1 protein-coding gene (running past one end of the window) is annotated in these 22,899 nt (G+C 70.7%); it reads right to left on the bottom strand.

Translation table 11 applies throughout. The annotated features are described in order from the left end of the window. Window positions 1-22,899, bottom strand: partial view of a scabin-related ADP-ribosyltransferase gene (locus ABFX45_RS37980; protein ID WP_346135512.1) — the 5' portion only. It extends 4,269 nt beyond the left edge of the window; only the first 22,899 of its 27,168 coding nucleotides appear in the window; its start codon is at window positions 22,897-22,899; the stop codon falls past the left edge of the window.

The following is a 22,899-nucleotide window of genomic DNA, read 5'->3' as shown; positions in this document are numbered from 1 at the left end:
GTCCGAACTGCTCGCGCCGTCGTCGTCGAGCCGCGCCGCGACCTCGGCGCGCGCCGCGATCGTGGCCGACAGCTCCAGCTGCGCGTCGAGCAGCACCGCCCACGCGCCGGACCTCGTGGCGAGGAACTCCGGATCATCCGTCCGCGCCGGGTCGACGGGGACGGGACCGGCGTCCTCGTCCAGAACTCGTTCCGGTGCGGCCAAGTCCTCCTGCCGGGCCGAGGCGACCTCGGGAGTGCCGCCGTCCGCGGGGCCTGCTCCGGCCGGCGGAACCGCGCCGGGGTCGGGCAGGCCGCCCAGCTGACGCGCGACCGCGATCGCGCCCGCCGGGTCATCCGGGTGGGCCCACAGCCAGTAGGAGACGCCGTCGAGCAGCTCCTGGAAGCGGGGGCCGACCGGGCGGTCGGGCAGTGCGGCGGCGCGCACCGCGTCGATGGACCGCAATCGCAGGTCACCGCGCACCTCGTCGGACAACGAGGCCATCGCGGATCTCGCGGCCGCGACGAACCCGCCCGGCCGCGGATCGACCGGCTGTGTGCCGCGCGCGTCGAGCAGCACCGTCGCGAGCTGCCCGGCGGTGCTCGCCCCGCCCTCGTACAGCCAGTGGCTCATCACGGTCACTGCGGTGACGTGGTCCGAGTGCGGCACCCGTTGCGTCCAGCCCGCGTCCGCGAGCACCTCCTCCGCGCGGCGGCGCAGTCCGCGCACGACCACACCGGACAGACCGCCGAGCGCGATGATCGCGCGTTCGTGCATCTCCTTGATCGTGTCGCCCAGGTCCGGTGACGGCGGCCGGGACACGGCGGGGGTACCGGCGGGGAACGGGGAGGTGCCGCGCGCGCTGCTGTCGGCCGATGCGGGCAGCGCCACGTCGGTGGGGGATGGGCCCGCGTCGGGCGTGGTGGCACGTGAGACGCCCGCGGCGGGGGAGTCCGGTAGCGGAATCCCCGTGGCAGACGGAGAACGCGACGGACCTCCGGTGGCCGGATCCGCCACCGGGGCGTCGGCACCGCCATTCGGCGCCGGCGTGACCGCGCGCGGCGAGTCGGTCACCTCGGCGGCGTCCCCGCTCACGGACTCGGCGCGCGGCGGTGTGTAGGGCGGGCTGATCGCCTTGCCGTCCGGGCTGAACACCCGGTGCGGCCCGGACGTCGGCACGAGCCGCCAGCCGGTACGGGTGAGCTGGAGGCCGTCGTCGCTCGGGGTGACCAGTCCCGCGTTGCTCAGCGCCCTGAACGCCGTGCTGAAGTCGGCGCGCTTGACCCCGAACGCCTCCAGGGTCTCGTCGTTGCTGCGCGAGTCGTGCAGCGTGCGGAAGCCGCCGGAGAACGCCAGCACCCGCACGACCTGTTCGACGAGCGGCTTCTCCTTCGTGGAGAGCTTCGGCAGGGCCGCGTGGACGTTCGCGATGATGTCGTCAGCGTGCACCGCGAGCAGCTCCTCGACGGTGAACTCCTGCGTGGACGGCCCGGTGGACGTCCCCCGCGACGGCGGGAAGGTGTTGTCGCGCAACGGTTGCCGTGGCGGCTCACCGGGGCGCTTTGCCCGGCGGGACTCCGCGGGCGGGCCGTAGTCGAGCGGGTCGTTCCACTGGCTCATCCACGGCCGCAGCGCCGTGACGACCTCACCGGGCACCTGCAGCTCGGCGAGCGCCCGCAGCCGGGCGAACAACCTGTTGCGGTAGCCGCTCAGGTCGGCGACATCGTCCGCGTCGACCACCGCGCGGTCGGCTTCGACCGCGTGGACCACGTCGCGGAACGTGTCGTTCCGATCGCCGTGGTCGACGTGCGCCCGAGCGGTCAGCATCAGCCTGCCGAGCATGAGGTCGACCCGCTCCGCCTGGCTGAGGTGGAACAGCGTGGCGCCGTCGAGGTTGGCGATCGCGTACTCGTCGAGGCGGTCGCGCACGGCCGCCTCGGCGTGCTCCTGCACGCGGTGTGCGACCGTCAGCGGGTCGGCGTGCCACGGCACGTCGCGGTCGATCAGGTCGATCGCGTCGAGGAAGTCGAACAGGTCCTGCGCCACCTTCTTCAGGCTGGCCTCGCCGCGCTTGGTGCGGGTGAGCATCGTCTTCGCCTTGTCGGCGCGGATCTCCTCGAGGCTGAGCACGTCGACCCGCGCGCGGGTGCCGTCGGTGCCGTGCTCGACGATGCGCGGCGGGCGGTTCCGCGACACGACGGCGATGCTCACCTCGTGGCCGAGCCAGTTGTCCGACCCGATCGACGCGATGCCGACCTGGTGGAACAACTCGACCTTGCCACCCGCCGGCACCTCGTTGTTCTTGCGCGCGGCCTGGTACTTCCGCTGCTCGTCCGCGCTGAGCACGTCGTTGACGACCGTGACCACCCGCGCGCCCGCCGACTCGTCGAAGTCGGCGAACCCGGCCGCCTCCTGCAGAACCCGGAAGTCGAGGTCCTTGATCCCGCGCTTGCCGCCGTGCCACGCGAGCGCGGCGCCGCCGGACAGGTAGGGCCGCAGCCCGTGCGCGTTCAGGAACTTCGTCAGCGCGTCGGCCACGTACTCCACCGACCGCGCCTTCGCCGGTGCGGCGGTCGTCCGTTGCGCGATCTCGGGCAGCGCGACACTGATCTCGCGCGTGTCGAACACCGAACCGTCGTGCTTGGCCGCCACCTCGTTCTTGCGTTGCCTGCCGGAGTGCTCGGTGCTGCCCACCGCCCGCAAGGACGCCTGCAACGCCGGCAGGTCGATGGCACCGTGCGAGGCGCGTGAGCCGCGCGAGCCGCCGCGGTGGTGGCCGCGGGTGAGCTCGCTGGGCGCGCCGCCGAAGAGTCCGGGACTCACCAGCACCGTCCGCTCGAGCCACTCGCTGTGCGCCTGGTCGAGCTGGGCGGGATCGTTCCCCCACGTGCGGAGATCCGCCTCCGCCCGCCGCACGCGCTGGTGCGCGGCGCGCACGTCGGCGTCCACGTGGTCGAGCCGCTGCGGATCCCGTGAGCTGCCCGCACCGCCGTCGGACAGGCGGGCGACGAGTTCGCTGCGGGCGGCTTCTGCTGTGTCCAGGGACTGCCGAGCCTGGAGAAGGGCGATCCACGCGTCGGCTCGGGTCTGTGGGAATGCGGGGTCCGCGGGGACGTTCAGTTCGACCGCGGTGCGGTGCCCCGCGTTGTCGTCCATGATCCGCAGCCACTCGGCCGCGGTCCTCGACAGGGCCAGTTCGGCCGGCTCGGTCCCGTTGTCGCGCAACGCCTCGCGCACGTCGTGCGGAGTGATCGGCGCGCCTGTCACCGGTGTCGGCAACGGGTTGACCACCGCGATGCCGTGCTGTTCGGCGAACCTCTCGACGCGGTCGCGCAGGTCGTCCGGCACACCGTCGGACGGGATGGAGAGCTCCTGCACGTCGCGGTTGAATCGCACTCCTCCGTACACGTGCACTTCCACGATCATGGACCGTTGCGGCGTGATGCCTGGCAAGCCGAGTGCGTTGCGCACGATGGCTTCGACGAGGGTCAACCGCCTTCCCCTGATCATGTCGTGCAGCAGGTCGGACAGGTGTGCCCTGGGGTGACCGCTCGCCTCGAAGGTGTAGAACGACCGCCGCCGGACGTCCTGTGCGAGCAGCAGGTGGCTTTCACCGTAGTACTGAAGTCCCTCGAAACCCCTGGTGCGGTCATAGTTGATGTTGAGAGCGCCGAAGACGGCGGCTTCGCGAGGTGTGAAACCGTGCCTGCCGGAGCCGGCGTCGTCCTTGTCCCGGCGCCAGCGCGGGTAGTTGTCACCGCGGGACAGGTCGGTGTTCCGCTGGGTCCAGAACGCGAGTCCCGGATCAGCCTCGAGCATGGCCTTCAGGTAGCGCGCCTGATACGGCCTGCGCTGCTCGGCCTTCTCCGCTGCGGCGAGCGCTCCTCGGGCCCGCCGGTACTCGGCCCGCAGCGCGCGGGCTTCGGGGCTCGCCCACTCCCTGGAGTCCTCGTCGACCGCAAGCCGGAGCCGCTCGGTCCCGGCGCGCAGTGCGGGAAGATCGTGCGCAGGCCGATCCAGCTCGGACAGCGTGGTCGAATCGACGATCCGCATGCCCACCACTGAGGCGGGCAGGTACTCGGCGCCGGGCTGGGAGATCGCCGCGGCTTTGCCGTCGTCGCCGAACAGCGTGCTGCCGGTGAAGCTGATGGTCAGCGGCGCGGTCGAGAACCACTGCTCGGCGCGAGCGAGCACCTGTTCCGCCACGCCGGGTTCGGTTGCTCCCAGCATGTCCCGCAGTGCGGCGACGACCTCGGCCCTCGCCTGCGGATCGGCGGGAACGGAATGGATCTCCCGAAGATGCGCGTACTGACGGCGGGTGAGGTCGCCCGCCTGTGGCGATCCTGGCGGCGGGATGATCGCGGCCGCGGTGCGCGGGTTCCGCTGGGGTGCGGTCAGCTCCGCCGCGCCGTCGTGCGCGGCAACGGCGGTGTTTTCGGGTGTGACGGGAGTCGGATGCGTCTCCTCGGCGGGCACGAGGGTGTCGCGCAGCTCGTCGAGCTCGGCCTGGACCGGGTCCGCGAGCGCGAGGTGCAGGGTGTGCTGGGTGTCGGTCCCGCTCATGCCCGCGGCTGCGCGGATGCGGTCTCGGAGTCGCTGTCGAACGTGCACGACGCGTTCGTGGTAGGCCGGTCCGATCTCACCGGGAAGGTTCGTCAGCACGAACGAACCGAACGTGTGGGGGTCCTGCCTCAGCTCACCGGTCTCCACCTCGGCGCGGGTGTAGGAGAGCATCTCCGCTTCGAAGCGCCGCTGCAGCAGGTCCATGGTCTGACCGATGCCGAGCTGCGCGCGTTCGGCGACGGTCTCGATTCGCCCGGCCACGACCACGGGGTCGAGTCCGTCGCGGATCAACGCCGTCAGCGGGTCGTCGGACACCAGCGCGGACACCACCCGAACCACCACGGGTGATCCGAGGTCGTCGCTGTGCGCGCCGATGATCCTGCGCGCGAACACGGGCTTGAGCAGCGGGTCGTTGAACGACTCGGCCACGGCTCGGGCGACGTTGTCCAGCACCGCCGCGACCCGGAGCGCCTCGTGCGAAGAATCCTGTCGGGGCCTGCCGATCTTCGACAGCGTCGAGAGGAACGGCAGTGCGGCACTGGGCACCCGGCCGTCGAGCACGTCGAGCACGCGCATGGTGTGCTCGCGCACGGTCTGGTCCTGGCGGATTCGCACGTCCGGGTCGTCGAGCACCATGCGCGCGACCGGGATCTTCCTGACCCGGTCCACCACGTTCCGCTCGCGGACGGGTTCTGCCGCGGGCCGGGTACCGCGGGCCAGTGCGGCATCGGCGGTTGCCTCGGCCGGTGCGGATGGCGTCGTCGCTTGGTCGAGTGTGCCGTTCAGCGTGCTGACCTGACGATCCACTTCGGACTTGGCGGTCCACCAACCGCCCTCGGCGGTGGACGCCGCCTCCCTCGCCGTGGCGGCCTCCTGTTCGGCCTCCGCGATCTTGGCCTCGATCTCCTCCCGTGCGCGGAGGGCATCGGTGAGTTGCTGCTGAGCGGACTCGCGGTCTGCGCCGGCGGCGAGTTCCGCCGTGCGCGTGGTGACCTCGACGTTGGCTCGGGTGAGGTCCAGCTTGAGGTCGTCGAGTGCGCGTTGGGCCTTGGCCGCCGCGGTCTCGGCTTTCCGCCACGACTTCGCGGTGTCCTTGACCGCGTCCTGCGCGGCCGTGAGATCGCCGGGCAGAGCGGTGCCGAGCGCGGACTCGGCCGCGGCGGTCGTCATCCGCACGCCGGCGCCACCGGGCACGGCCAGGTCCATCACGCCGCGCCTGCCGTCGATCTCGGCCACCACGCGGTACTCGACGTCGAACCGCACCAGTGCGGTGCGCTCGACGTTCTTGAACGCGTTGGTGCGGGTGTGGCTGCCACCGCCGGAGCTCGTCTGGCTCTCCTCGCCACCCTGGCGGGCCTCGGCGCCGTTCACGCCGGTGTTGGTGGTCGGGTTCGACGCGAACAGGCCGCCGCTGCCCGCGGAGACCGCCACGTCGTCGGTGTCGGTGCGCTTGGTCTCCTGTGTGGTCGTGGTGGTCGACGAGCCGGACAGCTTCACGGTGACGCCGTCGCTGATCGCGTCCAGCTTCGGGTTGACGAGCTTCGCGTAGACGGACAGCGTCGCGCGCCGGCCGCCGATGATCGTGGTCGCGACGACACCGGGCACCGCCAGCGGGCCGGAGAGCATCGCGGGCAGGTTGGCCTGCAACGACTCCGGGCTCAGCGCCGAGTGCAGTGCGAGCATCGCCGCGGTGCCCTTCCCGGTCACCGAGGTGGTCGCGCCTGCCTGGTGCAGCGCCACCACGGCCGCGTCGCGGAGCATCCTGGTGCCGCGCAGCCTTTCCACCGATGCGGTGTCCGGGAGTTCGGCGGGATTCGAGTCCAGGCGGTGGGCACGTTGCCAGGCGCGCGCGTGCACGTCCTCGCCGCGACTCGGCGGTTGCGGTACCGCGTGCGGCGCGAGGTCCTCCGGCAGGGCACCGACCACGCCGGTGCGCTGGTCGTCCGCGAGCAGGCGGACGCGCATAGGGCTTCGGGCTTCCTGCGTCACCATGCCGACGCCCTGGTTGCCCTTCTCCACCAGGAGTTCGAACCGCAGCGGCACGTCGTAGCGGACGGCCGGACCGGAGCCGATGCGCAGGTGCGCCACCTGCTCGGCGGTCGCGGTCGTCGAGGTGCTGGCGTTCGTCTGGCCCGCGTTCGCGGCCACCGCACCACCTATCGCCGCGCGCAGGTCGTCGTCGAGGTGCCGCAGGCCGCTCACCGGCAGCCGGACGCCGGCTCCCACGCCCGTCGCGGACTCCGTGCTCGTCGTCCTCGTGACGGCGCGGGTGGCGGCGAACTCCATCTCCGCACCGTCGTTGACGGTGCCCGCGAACACCGGCTCGCCCGGGATCGCCCGCAGCGTGATCGTGTACGAGTCGCTGGTGAACGTGCCGGGGTTGTGCACGAGCAGCGGCACACCACCGTCCACCAGGCTGTCCACCAGCGCTCGCGTGCTCGCCGGCGTCGTGAGGTCGTTCAGCCGGCGCAGGTTGTTCATCGTGTCGTCGAGCACGGAGTCCGGCAGCAGGCCGGACGCGAGTTCACCGAGGCTCTCGCGGAGAGCGGGAACGATGCCCGTGAACGACGGCATCGTCTCCACCATCGCGAGCCCGAGCGACCCCGGCGCTCCGGTCAGTGCGGCAGGTCGCGCCATCACGCCGTGTGGGTTCACCGCGGTGTCCGGCTGCTTCGGCAGCAGGTCGAGCGAACGGGCCGTGGCCTCGTCGACGCGGACGAACACACCGCCAGGCAGGGTGACGGTCGAGCCCCCGGTGCGCGTGTCCGCCTTGTGCAGCACGCTTTCCGTGCGCGACTCGGCGACGACGGTGAACACGGCGTCGTAGCGCACCAGCACGGTGCGTTCGGTCGACGCCGTCACCTCGTTGCGCTCGATGCCGGCGGCGATCTCGGTGGCGTCGGAGTCGGTCTTCGACCACGGCGTCCACTTGGCACTCACGGCGGGCGCGGTCATCTCCGCACCGGAGCGCACGGTCACGCCGGCACCGGTGTTGACGTCGACCGAGCGGGTGTTCGTCGTGGTGCCGCCGACCTTGTACCCGCCGGTGTGCGCCCGCTCGGTTTCCGCACTGTCCGAAATGGACACCAGAGTGGCGTTGATCAGGCGTGCGGTCACGCCCAGCGCGCCGACGCGGTCGGCGGTGCGCCGCCCGTGGCGCAGGCCGCCTTCCTGCACGCCCTGGTCCACCAGTTGGCGCAGCGTCGCCCGCACGTTCTCCGGGCTGAGCATCCGGTCGATCCGGCCGCGCGCGACCGAACCCGGCTGCACCAGGGCGGAATCCCCTCCCGCGGCATCGATCAGCGCCCTGATCGCGGCATCACGAACCGCTTGGACGTGAGCGACGGCCTCGACGTGCAGCCACGGCACGTCGGTGCGCTGGTGCGCGGCGAACAGCGCGGTGATCGTGGGTGCGGCAGCCAGGTACTCCCGCTTCGGGTCGCCTGGTCGCAGCGGCGCGGGGTCGGTGTCCATCGCGGTGCTGTCGGGCATCCACACCTGAACCGTGCCCGGGATCTGGTTGCCGGGGACGTCCACCGCGATGGACTCCGGCGTCACCTGGTGCGGCGAACCCGGCAACAGGCGGCGGGTCCAGGCGCGGCCGCGGGAGAACATCTCCATCTCGACGTCGACCACGACGTCGTACTCGAACACCTGGGCGTTCGGCGTGCCCGTGGTCATGGTGGCGCTGGTCGCGGTCGGACCGGCGGCCGACTTGGCCGACGACGACGCGGTGTACTTGGCGCTCGTGGTCAGCGCGGGGAGCACGCGGGTGGCGCCGGAGAGCACCGGAACCGTCACCCTGCCCTCGACCCCTGCGTTCCAGCCGGTCTGCATGGTGGCCGAGCTGTCCAGCTTCGGTCCGCTGGAGATGTTCGTGCGGACCTTGCGGCCGGTGATCTCGCCCAGGTGTCGCGGTTCCCCGGTCAGCCGGGCGCGCACGGTGATGGTGACGAAGTCGTTGGTGGTGCGGCCCTGGCGCTTGAGCTGCACCCGCACCCCCGGCCCGAGCAGGCTGTCGAACTGGTTGCGCAGCGCGGTGGGGGACAGCGCGGTCGCGAGGGTGCGCAGGTTCGCGGCGGTAGCCGCGCTGTCAGCGGCGTTCGTGCCGCCCTCGCGCGGTTCACCGTCGGCGTTGAAGGCAGGCAGGAACGACTCGAAGCCCGGGATCGCGCGAACGGCCTGCTCGGCCCGCTCCAGCACCTGGTCCGCGGGCGTGAACACGCCCGCACGGACGTTGCCCGCCGAGACACCCGTCGCGAGGTAGGCGGGCGCGTGCTTCGGCGTCGCGGTCGGCTTCGCCACGGCGTCGGCCGCGAGGTCCTTCGGCACCTCCAGCTTCGCCGCCGCCGCCTCCGCGAGTCCCATCCGCAGGAATCCGGCGGCCCGCAACGTGACGGGGTCGCCGTGCGGCGTCTCGACCACGAGGCTCAACTCGACCTCGTAGAGGCCGACGTCGCCCTTGATGCCGACGCCGGTCTTGACCGAGGAGGACACGCCTGCGCTGGTGGTCGTGGTGACCTTGCCGGCGACACCGCCGGTCACTCCGGCCAGACCGCCCGTCTGCCCGAAGACCGCGGCGCCGCCGCCCAGCCCCAGCCCGAGGTCGACACCGGACTTGCTCGCTGACGACAGGTTCGTGCCGAGCGCCAGACCGTCCTGCTGGCGCATCGAGGCGGTCGACGTCGTACCCACCAGCGTCGCCTTGACCGGCACCGCGTGCATGCGCACGATGCCCACCCGGCTGCCGTGCGGGCTGACCAGGTCGGGGGAGATCACCCAGCCGCGCAGTGCGGCGGCGAGGTTGTCGCGGATCGTGCCGGGACTGAGGAACTCCCGCAGAGCGGCGCGGCCGGGCGCGCCGGGCTTGGTGATCGAGGGGTGCAGACCCGCGCCAACCTCCGTGATCGCGTTGTGTACGTCGACGTCCACAACGGACTCCACCACGGCCATGTCCCAGGCCTCGGCGGAGCTCACGTCTCCTGGGGTACGCTCGGTGTTGGCGAGGTCCGACCGGTCCGGCGCGGTGAGCGCGGTCAGGTTGTCCGGCACGACGAGTGTGACGGTGTCGCGCACCGTGCTCGTGCCGACCCGCACGCCCGGCCCGTCACCGACCTCGAAGACCTGGACGTGGTAGGTCACCGGGACGGTGGTGGACTTGGCAGCGTTGTTCGGTCCGATCGCCCGCTGGTTGCTGCTCGCGGTGGTGGTGCTCGCGCTTTGGGCGGCGCTGGCCGGACTGACCTTCGCGGAGACCGACACGTACGGCCCGACACCAGTGGTGATGAGGCCGCCGGTGGTGACGTCACCGCTCGTCGTGAGCGCGTCCGTGGTGCCGGTCGTGGCGCTGTTCTGCACCGTGATGTCGGCCTTGACCGGCTGCGGGAGATCGGAGAGCGTCGTCAGATCGGCGGGCGGGCGCAGGTCTGCGGTGATCGTCACTTCGTAGGCGTGCTTGCCCACACGCACCGGGAACGTGCGGCCACCACCGAGGAACGACTCGATGTTCTTGGTCAGAGTCTCGCCGATGCCGTCGACACCGATCGGGATGGCGCCCGAGTGGTGCGGCAGCGCGTTGCGCACGGCCTGCTCGACTTCCGCGCCACCGCGCACGTCACGAGCGATGACGGTGCCGAGTGCCTTGCCGTCCTTGATGAACCGCGGCAGGTCGGGAGCGGGAGCGTTCGCCGGTGCGGGCGCTCGGCCGGAACGGGCAGGGGTCTCGCCGGCTTGCTGTGCTCCGGCCTTCGGCCGCACGAGACCGGCTTCGTCCAGCCAGCTGCCGAAGATGTCGGGAGTGGGCTCCGAGCCGAAGGGGTCGACGCCGTACTTCGCGACGCTCACTTCGCGCGCGACTTCGGTGATCTGGTGGTCCCACCCCACGCCGCGCGCCGTTCGGCTGATGAGGCGCGACTGGCCCTTGTTGTCGAGGTCTCCCAGGTACTTGCGCTCGTGCGGTCGGCGCACGCGATCGGCTCGCAGTTCGTCTGCGAGCGAGGCCCACACCATTTCGCTCGACTCGGGCACGGTCGTGACACCAGCGTCCGCGGCGGCGCGGATCAAACGGCTGCTGAACGCGCGGGCACCCGCCTTGCGGGGGTCGGGCCCCGGTTCGGTCGTCGCCACCTCGGTGTCCCTGCTCGGCGCGTCCTCGGTCCTGGTGAGGTCGGTGCCGCGCCGTTGGATCAGCCAGGCCTGACGTCGCAGGAGCATGACGCCTTCCGCGTCGGTCTGGTCATTCATCAGCGAGCTGTCGAGGTGCACGCCCTGCGAGCCGCCCATCCGGCGCAGAGTCGCTCCCTCGCCGCGGAAGGTCATCTTCTTGCGGCGGAAGATCCGGTCCTTCTGCCGGTACTCGTCGACGAGGCCGAGGCCGTGCCCGATCTCGTGCGCGATGCCCGCGGCGGTCTCGTCCACCCACCAGTTCACCTGGTCGCTCACGTGGTCGGCTTCCGTCCGCACGTGCACCACGTGGTGGGCCTCGTCCGGTGAGTCGACCAGTTCCACCGTGACGTTCAGCTGCTCGCCGCTCGGCAGCCGGTTGCCCTGGTTGAAGAACTGCTCCACACCGCGCACCATCCGTTCCCGGACGGCATCCATCTCCTCCGGCGTCGCGGCCGTCGTCCGCAAGCCCTCCTCGGCAGAGGTGATCTCGGACTCCGGGGTGGTGAGATGCACCCGCACGGTGAGGTCGCGCACCGGCGTGCCGTGCACCGTGAACTGACGCTGGTCGTAGGAGATCGCCGCCCAGGCGTACTTGATGAGGTGCCGGGTCGACGTGGTGGCCGGGTCGATGTGGGCGCCGCTCACCACGGTCACGGGCGCTGCCGCGCGTGCCCGCGCGAACTGCTCGCTGCTGTTGTCGACCGGGTTGTCGGGCGCGAACCAGTCCGCGGTCGTCGCCTCGCTGTGCCGCCACGTGTCGTCGTCGATCACCGCACGCGGGGTTGGCCGGTTCGGGTCGAGGTTCGACCTGATCAGGTCAACCCGCGCCTCAGCCTGGTCCAGGTCGGCGTTGACCGCGGCCAACAGGGTTTCTGCTCGGTGGCGGGCGGGTGAGTCGGAGCCCTGGTGCGCGGCGAGCTCCAGGAGCAGCTGGCGTCGCTGAGTGCGGAACGCGATGACGTCCTGCTGAGTCGCTTGCAGCTGCTGCTCGACGACGGACCGCATCGCCGTGTCAGCAGCCTTCTCCACGTCGTGGACGCGTAGTGCGGAGTCGATGTAGGCGTCGATGATGTCGTTGGCGTAAGGGCTGTTGACGTCGAGCGCGTCGAGGTCCGAGGCCGCCGCGTCCAGGTCCGCACGGGCGTGGTTGAGCGAGACCAGCGCGCGTTCTACCTCGCCGTGCAGCTCCTCGGCGGTGGCGCCGTCCTGCTGCCCGGTGCCGACCAGGTCCGGGACCGGGTCGGAGTCGAACGGGTCGATGCCGTACCGGGTGATGCTCAGCCGGCGCGCCAGTGCGGTGGCCGCCTGGCCCCAGTCGCGGCCCATCGCGATCGCGTCGACGATCCGCAGGTACTCGTGGTCGGTGTGGCCCAGCAGGAACTGCCGTTCCTCGGCGGGCAGGGTGAAGTCCGCATACAGCACCTCCGCGAGCTCCTGCCACAACTGCCGGTTGTCCGCGGGCCGGTCGGACAGGTTCGCCCGGTCCGCCGCAGCGAGGAAGCTGCTGCCGAACGCGCGACCGGTCTCGGTCGGGTCCGACCTGCCGCTGCGGACCGGAGTATCCACAGTGGACTCAGGCTGGCCTGGTGCCTGCCTGTCGATCGGGGAGATCTCGTCGTCGGTCGAGGCCTGGCGGGAGGCTGTCTGCATGGTCCAGTTGCCGAACAGCTGTTCCTGAGCCTGCCGCATCTCGTTCGTGTCGAACTGGGGCAGCTCGCTCGGTTGAACGCCGACCTGAACACCGGCCTGCTCCTCGGCGTAGACGAGCCGGGCGACGTCACCGGGGCTGAACCGCACCAGCGGTTCCGCGACCTGCGAGCTGCGGCGGTGCGATGCCAGGATCTTGTGAAAGCTCTTGCGCTGGAAGTCCGTTTGCGGGTTCCAGTACATGTGAGCTCCGTGCTGGACCCCCGAGTCGCGCCGGGTGAGCAGCCAGATGACCCGGTCGTAGTCCTCCGCCGCCAGCTGGGTGCCGTCATCCGGGTGCCGGATGTCGAAGAGGTCGTGGTCACCGGTGATGGCGCGCTGCCCGGTCTGCGTGTTCGCCACGACCACGCCGTCGTGCACGCCGTACTGCCCGCTGCCGACCAGTTCAGCCATGTCGGCCGCCAGCTCGGCCTGTTCCTCCTCGCGCTGGTGGTACCGCTGCTCGACCGCCTCGCGCACGTCCTCGGGCAGCGCGGCGAGGTCCGGGCGGTGTGGCGCGAAGAAGCCAACGAGACCGATGTGCTGCGCCTTCGCCCCGAGGTGGACATCGATCGGAGTGATGGTCTTCGCCTTGATGGCGACGGGTTTCGGCATGGCGCCGTGTTCGAGCCAGCGCACCGCGAGCGGGTTGGTCGGCCGCACGTCGATGACGAGCTGCAGCCGGTCCGCCATGCCCTGCAGGCGCTGCTGGTTGATCAGCGGAATGCCGAACTCCGAGGTGATCTGAAGCCGGTCGGGCACACCTGGTTCGGTCGAGGCCCGCGACCACTCGCCGCTGGGCCTCGGCACGGTGGGCACCTTGGCGTCGAGCTCGTTGAACAGGTCCGCCACGAACGTCTCGGCGACCGGGCTGGCTTCGGGCAGGACGAACTCCGGAGCGGAGGCGGTCGTGGCTTCATCAAACCGTTGCCGCGCCGCGTCGTGCGCGGGTGTGCCGGGCTCGTGCTGGGTCATCTCGGCGTGTGCGGCGTTGCGATCGGCCCGTGCGGCGGTTACCTCCTCCGGCGCCGCCGCCGGCTCGGCCTGGTCCGCAACGGACCGGACCTCCCGCACCTGGGTGGTCTCGGGATCCGGGAGAGTGGGCGGTGCGGCGGGAACCGGGGCACGACGCGGATCGGAACCTGTCGTGGCCCCGTCGGCGGAGGGTTGCGCGCTGGTCGCGGTGTCGTCCGTCAACCTGAGCTCGGCGCGCAGCGCCTTCGCGTCACCGCCACGTGCCACGACCTCAGACGCCTTCTGCCACAGCTCACGCAGCGCGTGGTCCGGTGCATCGGTGCTGATGCCTGCCCTGCCGGCCAACGCGACCAATGCGTCGCGGTCGGCCTGGCCGGGAAACGGCGAGCGCCGGGCGACGTCGTCGAGCACCGTCAGCGTCCTCAGGTGCGTCTCACTCGCGTCCCTGATCCGGAACAGGTGGAGCAGGCGTCTGGTCTCCGAGGCGGTCACTCCGCCGGAAGCGCTGATCTCCTGACCCAGCGCGGCCGTGAAGTCGTGGCCGTTGCGGCCGGCGAACTCGTTGAGGTAGCTGACGATCGCCTCGGCCTCGGCGAGTGTCGTGACCTTGCCCGCCCGCCGGTGCAGGTCACCCCAGTTCACCACGATCTGGGAGACGTCATCCCAGCCGAGGCCACCGTGCACCTGCGCCTCGAAGTAGTTGCGCAGCTCGAGGTGTCCATCGCCCTCGGTGATCTGGTCGCGCAGGACCGGGTCGTAGCGGAAGCCGGTGACGCCGGCCAACGCCAGCCGGACGTTCTCCTCGGGGCCGTGCGCGAGAAGGCCGAACACGTGCGTGGCATCGGTGTACGACTCGATGCCTCCCGTGCCTTGCGTGGTGCTCGCCCTCGGCGTGTACGTCGTGCGGCCACGCACCTCTTCCTTGAGGCGTACCACCGCCGCGCCTTGCTGGAGTGCACCACCACGTTGCAGCCTGGACGTCAGCGCGGCGTACGAGGGCAGCTGCTCCGGTGCGGTCGGCTGGTAACGGTCCGCGCCGTTCCTGCCGAGCACCGGCCCGTATCCCTGCTGCTCCTCGACCCGGCCCCGTGCCTGCGCGGCGGTGGCGCGCCCCTTCTCGCTGACCTCCCACGAGTTGGGGAACCGCTCCCTGCCGGTGAAGATCTCGGCCCACGTCCGCGCGTCGCCGTCCACCGGGAAGTCGCTGAAGTCGATGTTGCGCACCATGTCCAGCGTCTGCACGTGCTGGTGCGCGGCGTCGAGGATGCGGCGCATCTCGGCGGGGTCGTCCACCGGGTACGACGTGCCCAGCGCTGTGTTGAGCGCGGTGACGCGTTCCAGCGCGGCAGTCCTGTTGGCTTCGTGCGCCCTGGCGCCCAGAACAGCAGCGACCTCGAGGGCGGTGCGCTGCACCTTCGTCAGCTGGGACAGGTCGGCTTCGGTGCGTTGGGCGAGTTCGGCAATCTCCGCGACTGCCTCGCGGTGGACCTGCCGGCTGATCGTCCGGTCGTCCGGGAGGGTCACACCGTCGTACGGGTCAAACCCGTACACGGAAATGCTGACGTGCCGGGCAACGTTGATCGTGCTCGGTTGCCACGCCTGGCCGCTGCGCACGCGTTCGGTCGTCTCCGCGTACGTCTGGTCGTCGACACCCCGCAGGTACGGACGGTCCTGGCGACCGCGGTGCCGGTCCAGCTCGTTGGCCAGGCGCTGCCACACCTGCTTGCTCTCCACGTGCTCCGCCGGTGGTGCCGCCGCGTTGAACCAGGATTCGAACGCACGCGCGGTGGCGGTCAGCACCGAGTTCCAGCCCAAACGCGGGACGGACTCCTGCTCGGCGCTCGGTGGCACGGTCTTGTTGTGGTTGCTGGCGAACGCGCGGGCCCGTGCCGTGGACACCGCGGGCTTCGCCGCAATCGGTCCGTGATCACGTCCGTTCGTCGCCGAGGCGTCCCGGAGCACCGGTTGGTACGAGCTCGACTCGGGTTCGGGCAGCGAGGCGGTGCCTGTGAAGAACTTCTCGATGAGCCACAGGTGACGGGGGCGCAGCTTCCGCGTGCCGTCCTTGCGGGTGCTCATCAGGCCACCGTCGTTGATGACCCCCCGGCTGAGCTCCGACCAGCGGCTGATCGTTCGGTTCTCCGGGTTCTCTGTCTCGAAGTACTCGTCGATCAGGCCGAGGGAGTGCATGATTTCGTGGACGGCCGTGTCCATGCGTATGTCGGCTGGCCAGTTGAACTGGTTGGCTCGGGTGCCGGTCTTGACGAGCCGCACGACCTGGTGGGCTTCTTCCGGTTTGGCGACGAACTCCACGTTCACGTGCAACTGCTCGCCGGACGGGAACCGGTAGCCCTTGTTGACGTACTGCCGCAGGCCCTCGTGCACAGATGCTTCGATCTCGGCCTGGGTCGCGGCTGACTGCTGCTGCCGATCCACGTGGATCTTGACAGTGATGTTGCGAACCGGCGTGTCGCCGACCTGGAAGGCTCGCATTTCGTACGCGACAGGATGCCGGTACGCCCGCGGGTTCGTCGGCTTCCACTTCTTGATGAACTCCCAGAGCGTGGTGTCCACCCGAGACACGGGTGCCTTGTCGCGGAAGGGTGTCATCTGCTCCCACGACACGGGGTTCTTCGGCTCGAACCAGACCGCGGTCTCGGCCCACGAATGCCGCCAGAACTCGTCGTCGATCACCGCGGGCTTCTCGCGCCGCAGCGAGGCGGCGTCCCTCGCCCGCGCCCTGCCTGCCTGTGTCAGTTCCTCCTCGGCCCGCTCCGCGTTGGCCTGCGCCTGCTCGTACCGCTGTTGCGCGGCCTGCTGGCGCTCGAACGCGGCGATCCTGGCTTCCTCGTCCGCCTGGCCGGAGCGGGCGATCACCTCCGCCTCCTCGTGCACGGCGAGGTGCTCGGCCGCAGCCGCCTTGAGCTCGGCCTGTGCGACGGTGTTGGCCTGCCTGGCTTCCTGGAGCGCGGCCTCGGCCACCGCCTGCTTCTCCAGCGCACGCGTCTCCTCAGCGCTGATTCCCGACCGCTCGGGGGGTGTGTCGACGAGCGGCGTGGTGAGTTCCGCGCGGATTTCGACCGCTGGCGCCTGCGGGTCGGACGTGTGCTCGGTGCTGACTTGGACCTCGACGTCCTGCGGGCGCACCTGCGTTTTGCGCAACGCTGTGCTGAGCGCATTGCGCAACGCGGTTGCGACGGCGTCGGCGCGTTGTACGGCCGTGTCGAGGGAACCTGCAACGGTGTCGAGCGTCGAAGCGGTCACGTGCAGCACTGGTGGTGCGAGGCGTAGAACGCTCCGTCGCACCGCCGCACGTGCGACGTTACCGGCGATCGTGGTGATGCGCCTCAACTGCTCGGACGAGAGCTTCGTGCTGTTGTGCTGGAACGACACGGTGGTGCTGCTCATCACCGCGGTGGAGGGCGTGTTGCCGGCTGCGGAGGTGTCGGGCGGGGCGGGCGCCCGGCTCGGTTTGCGGAGCTGCCCGCCGTCGGGAAGCGGCTGGCGCGTGGTGCTGCCCGGTACTTCCGAGCTGTCGATGAGCGATCCTTCGGTGCCGCTCGGTGTGGAGATGTGGTCGACCTCGTTGGCGGGCGCCGCCACGGCTGCGCTGCTCGTCGCCTCGTCGAACTCGGTGGAGCCCGACTCGTCGGGAACCGGCCCGTCGTACCAGGCCGACACCAGGGCGTCCAGGTACGCGGCGCGCAACGGTGCGCGTTCCCAGAGGGTTTCGGGGTCGAGGAAGTAGTACATCGCCGCTTCGGCAAGGTCTTCACTCGCGTTCTTCGCGCCGTACCGGGTGATCGGGCGCTCGGCCGCGAAGTTGGGCCAGCCGTCCGCGGTCCACGCCCCGACCTCGGCGCTGAAGGCGGCCAGTTCGGAGCTGAGCACCTCGGCGATGTGGCGGGCGTGCGACGTGGTCGCCGGTCCCGTGAACAGGTCCGGGTGCCGCTGCCGGAGTTCGCTGATCGCGGCGGCGTGTTTCGGGGCCTCGCTCCGGAAGCTGTCCAGGTCCGCCAACCCGGCCCTGATCGACGCGGTGAAGTCGTCCATCACTGTCTCTGTGCCGTCGTGGGGACGCTCGGCGCCCGGCACGAGAATCGGCCGCCCGTCGCTGTCCCAGGTACCGAACTTCGCCGCGAAGTCTGCCTCGGCGTAGCGGAGCAGGCCGTGCGCGAGCTCGTGGGTCGCGAGAGCTTCGACACCGCGCATGCCCGCACCGAAGTCACCTTGCGCCGGGACGTTGTAGAGGTTGAAACCCCGCACTGAGCGGAAGTACTCGCCCATCGCGCGGAGGTCGACCCCGTCCCTGTCGAGGCTGAAGGTGACCGCACTGACCGAGGCGACCTCCTGAGGGGCGTCGGCGCGATTGGACTCGGTGCGCGCTTCACCGAGAATCGGTGCGAAATGGGTGAGTGCGGCCTGGACGCCGCGCAGTTCGTGGATGTGCCACGGGCGCGTGCGCACCGCATCCGCGTCGCGTGCCGGAGCTGACGGTTCCGCCGCCCTCTGCACCTCGACACCGACGCCGGAGTCACCCGTGACGCCGTACTCCTGTTCGAGCTCGGTGAGGATGCTGGCCGCGACGGCGGCCGTGATCACCGGGTCGTCGCCCGCCGGGACGCGCACCTGCTCGGACTGGTGCCTGCCCGGCAGGGCGACGCCCCAGGGCGCGGTGTGCTGTTCGATCTGCAGCCAGCGGAACAGCTCGAGCCCCGCCGCGTCGCGCACGTCGGCTGGCAGGTCCGCGTCCTGGTCCAACTGCAACGCGACCAGAGCGAGCAGGCCGTGCAGCTCGGCGTTGTCCGCCGCATCGCCCGCCTCGGCCACCGGGATGCCGGTCGCGATGTGAGCGGCGAGCCGCAGTTCGTCGGCTTCTTCCCGCGGCCGCGCGGCGAGGTCGTGACGAGCCTGGTCCAGTCGGCGCTCCCAGGCCCGCTGCCACGATGCCTCGTCCGATGAGTTCGCGGGCAGCAGGTCGTGGAAGTGCACGCTGTAGTCGCGGGCACCCGTGGCCGTCTGCGGCGTCGACGACGGCGCGCCCAGCAACGTTTCCGCGACCTGTTCCGCACGGAGCTCGCGTTCGTGCGCGGGCAGGTCCTGGTCCTGCTGGAGCTGCCGGGCCACCGCGTCGACGGCATCCTGGTACTGCAACGAGGCCTCGACGGACGCGAAGTCACCGCTGATCAGTTCGGGCTCCGGGCCGTACCGTGCGGCGACGATCTCCGCCGCTCTGGCCTCGGAGTGGGCCGTTTCGCCGTTGTCGTCCGGGGACAGGCCCGCGGCGAGGAACTCGCCGAGGGCGTCGTGGTGCAGCTCAGCGGACACCGGACCGGCCAGCCCGAGCTCGGGCGAGGGCGCCAGGCTGCGTGCGGGCAACTGCCAGCCGTCGTAGTCGAACCCTGTGTTCGAGTCGAGGCCTGGGCTGATGCTGCGCGCACGGGGACCGCCGCCCAGCGCCGCGGCCAGCTGGGCCCAGCCTCCACCGAAGTCCGCCGACTCGCGCCCGTCGATCGAATCCGCGTCGGCGGACCCCGGTTCCCGAGCAGGAGGGATGACTCCCGCGCGCAGCGACTCCGCGATGCTCTCGGCGTGTTCCCGCGCCGCCGCCGGTCCTTGTTCGACGAGCACGGCTTTGGTCTCGTCGATGTAGGTCACCACGGCCGCGTTGGTGGCTTCGAGGTCGGTCTCGATGCCGAGGTGGGCCTGGTACAGGTCGAACTCGTCGGCCAGCACCATCGCGCGGCCGAGGACGTCGGTGTCCCGCGACTTGAAGCCCAGCGCGCCCGCGAGGGCGTTGCGCAGGTCCGACACGTCCGGTGCGTCGTCGTCGGGTCGGGTGAACTCGGCTGGAGGCTGGGACTGGTCGACCAGCCCGATGGTCCAGAGACCACCTCCTTCGTGGCTTTCGTCGGCCTGGAAGCTCCGGAACGCCACCTTGAACCGCGCGCCCGGTCCGAAGATCGCCTCGCTGTACCGGGGCTCCAGCGACACGTCGCGGACGGCCCGGCCGGTGTTGGACTGCACGATGAACCGCACGTTGCCGGTGGTGATCGACTCCACCGACGTGCTGGTGAACCCAGACTCCGTGACGACCTCGTCGGGCGTGTACCTGGCCAGCACGGTGGGGAGGTCGGCTGCCTCCACGTCGATGCCGCGCACCACCACGCCCTGGTGGACGGGCAGCTGGTTCAACCCGGAGGTGATCGTGCGTATGTACGGGGCGAAGGTGCTCAGCGCCCGTGCGTCGCCGGTCCGCAGCGCGTCGTTGACCTCGGCGTAGAAGTCGACCTTCGTGTACGCGTGCACGGCGACGAGGTCTTCTTCCTCCATGCCGGCGAACCGTTCGTCCGGTACCACCAGCTCACGCACCTCGGGTGCGTAGAGCTCGTAGTTCTCGAAGCTCTCCCGGAACTCGCGGCGGTCCTGTTCGGACGATCGGAAATCCGGTGCGGCGTGGAAGGCCGCGGCGGACAGGTCCGGTGTGGGGACGTCTGTGCGGGACGGCCCACCGGCGCCTCCGATCTCGAACTGGTCCACGGGCGGGCGAGACGATCCGGGCGGCAGGTGTCCTGTCCGGCGCCGGGTGCCCAGCAGGTCCGCCAGCTCGAGTGCGTGCGCCTGCGCCTCGGTGGGTGGGCCGGGTATCCCGGCCATTCTGGCCGCCACCGCGTACACGACCGCCCGGTACACGTCCCGGTAGGCCGCGTCCTCGGTCGTGTCGGTCGACTCGTCGAAACGCGGCGGCTGGTGGGTCGACGCCACGATCAGGGAGGCGGAGCGCAGCACGTCCTTGGCATTCGGAAGATCGCGCAACAGCGCGGTGGTGCGTACGCGTTCCCCGAGGACCTCGGACACCGCGTCGAGCGGTAGTGCCGTTCCGTCCGGCGCGTGCGCTACCCGTGGCGCGGTCGGCTGTGCGGCGTCGACGGATTTCCCCTTTGCCTGCCTCGTGGGCGGTGCGGGTGCGGTTTCCGCGGCCAGGGTGTCACCGGACGCGCGATCGTCCACAGTGGACCATGCGGCTGTCGGACGCGGCAAGGCTGTGGTGGTGTTCAGCCCGGCGGTCGCGGTCTGCGACGTCTGGTCCACGGTATCCGCGGTCGGGGCAGGTGCGGCTGCGTGAGCACGGGTGGACGGCAGTTCACCGGATTCGACCGCGTCCTTCTTCGACGCCCGTGGACGCTTCGGCTTCGGGGCGATCGGGCGCTTCGTGCTGCCGGGGGGCGTGACGGTCGTGTTCGCGGACTGCTGGGCTGCCGTGGACTGTTGGGCTGCGGCGGACTGCTGGGCCGGTTGCCCCTGCGGCGTTGTGCTCGGTCCGACGACCGGTGCGGTGGTCTTCGGCGTTGTGCTCGGCGCCGTCGAGCCGGCGCTGGTCGTGGCAGGGTTCGTGCCGTTCGACGTCGGTGGGGTGGCGGTTGTCGGCTGGGTTGCGGGACCGGCTCCCTGAACGGACTGCGTCGTTGCCTGGCTCGCGGTGCTGCTGGGTGTGGTGAGGGGAGCGCTGACAACGACGGGACTCTGGCTGTCCGGTTGCGTCGACCGCGGGTCGGCGGTGACGGAGCCGGTCTGGCTGACAGCGGCGGGTGCCTGACCCGTGCCGGTGGAGGCGGTTTGCGGTTGGTCGGCGGAGGGCACTACGACAGCGGGGTTCCCGGCCGCAGGGCCCGGCGTGCCGGTGTTCACCTGTGGGCTGCTCGTCGGTGCGGCCGTCGTGGCGGACTGGCTGGAGCTCGTTCGCGAGTCCGAAGCGGTGGAGGACGGAACCGGGTTCTCGGTGGTTTCGTTGCGGCGGAACGGGTTGGTGTCGCTGGACGGAGTCGTGGTGGCAGCCGTCGTGGTGTCTTGGCGGTAGGGGTTGTTGCTGTTGAGCGGCGTCTGGGGTGTGTCGGTGGTGGGTTGGTTGGTGGGGGAGGGGTTGTTGTCGCTGGTGGTGGTGTCTTGGCGGTAGGGGTTGTTGCTGTTGAGCGGCGTCTGGGGCGTGCCGGTGGTCGGTTCGTTGGTGAGGAAAGGGTTGGTGTTGCCGGTGCCCTTGGTGTCGGTGGGTGCTGGAGTCGATGGCGTGGTCGTGGGGGCCGTGGTTCCGGTGTTCGTGCTCGGGTTGGCCACGGCGGATCCCGTGCCGGACGAACTGGTTCCGGCGGTGTTGGTCGTGGAACCGGTGGTGCCGCTGCCGGTCGTCACCGTGCCCGCACCTGACGGGGAGCCGGTCGGAGTGGAGCCGACAGGGGTGGTCGCGGGTGGCGTGGTCGCCGGACCCGTCGCACCCGATCTGGAACCGGAGTTCGCACCGGCGCCAGAGTGCGTGCTTCCGCCGGCACCTGTACCCGTGCCGGAACCTGGGGCCGTGCTGGAATTCGAGGTCGCGCCAGAACTGGGGGCGGTGCCGGTGTTGCCGCCGCCAGAGCGCGCACCACCAGCCGGAGGCTGCGCGGTGGTCGGACCGCCGGCGGGTGTCTGCGACTGAGCATAAGTTGGCAGCGGTGCCGGGTCGTCGGCGCTGTAGGGCGGCAGTTGGTCCACATCGGACTCAGCGGCCGCCGGCGCGGTCTTGGTGTCGGGCGAGGTGGGGTTGGGGTCCTTCTCGCTGTACGACGGCGGCTGTGGCCCGTGCATCATGTGCCCGATGCCGGTACCGGCGGCATTGGCGGCACCGGATATCGCGCCCGAGGCCGCGGAGAACGGGTTCCACTCGACCTTGCCCTCGGTCATGTAGACGTAGAGGAACTCGACCAAGGACTCCTGGAACGCCTCCATGCCGATCTCGCTGATGACGCGCGGAGCGATCTTGTGCCAGTCGGTACCTTTGACGATCTTGCCCAGGGCCTCGTCGAGACCCTTGCCGCCCTGTTTCCCCAGCAGCTGGCCGAGCGGGCCTAGGACCACGCCGAGGGCACCACCCAATGCGCCGATCTGCAGCTGGGTGAGGGTCTTCTTCTTGTCCCACTCGTGGCGGGTGCCCATGGCGAACTGGCTCGCCTGCGCCAGCGCGTCGATGGCCACCTGGAAGGCGATGCCGAAGATCTGGGCCTGGGCGGCCCTGATGAGCAGGCGGCCCAACATGCGTTGCAGCAGGAACCGGACGATGGCGATGCGCACCGCCAGCCAGACCATGGTCGCACCGCCGGTGAACGGCGCCATCGCGATCGCCCACGCCATCTCGGCGACCAGGGTCGCGATCGAGATGATCGACACCAGCTTGACGTACTCGACGTCGAGCGCGAGGTTGCGCAGGAACGCCGCCAGCTCCGCGAACTGCACCGCCGCCGAGGCGATGTAGGCCTCCTGACCCTCGACGAACGGGGCCATGCGGTCGGCGAAGGCACGTTCGGCCGCGCCTTCGAAGTCGGCCCTGATGGTCGTGACGGCGCGCAGGATCTCCGGGCTCAGGTCGCCGGTGAGGCGCCTGGCCGCGGTGTCCCACGCGTCCGCGAGCGCGCGCAGCTGGTCCTCGTTCGCCTCCGGCCACTCTTCACCGGAGAGCACTTGGAACAGGCTGCGCACCTGCTCGGAGACCATCATCGCCAT

This window comes from Lentzea roselyniae (assembly GCF_039537795.1).
In the GTDB taxonomy this organism is placed as follows: Bacteria; Actinomycetota; Actinomycetes; order Mycobacteriales; family Pseudonocardiaceae; genus Lentzea; species Lentzea atacamensis.
Note: the sequence above shows the minus strand (reverse complement) of the source record. Positions and strands in the feature narration are given on the sequence as shown.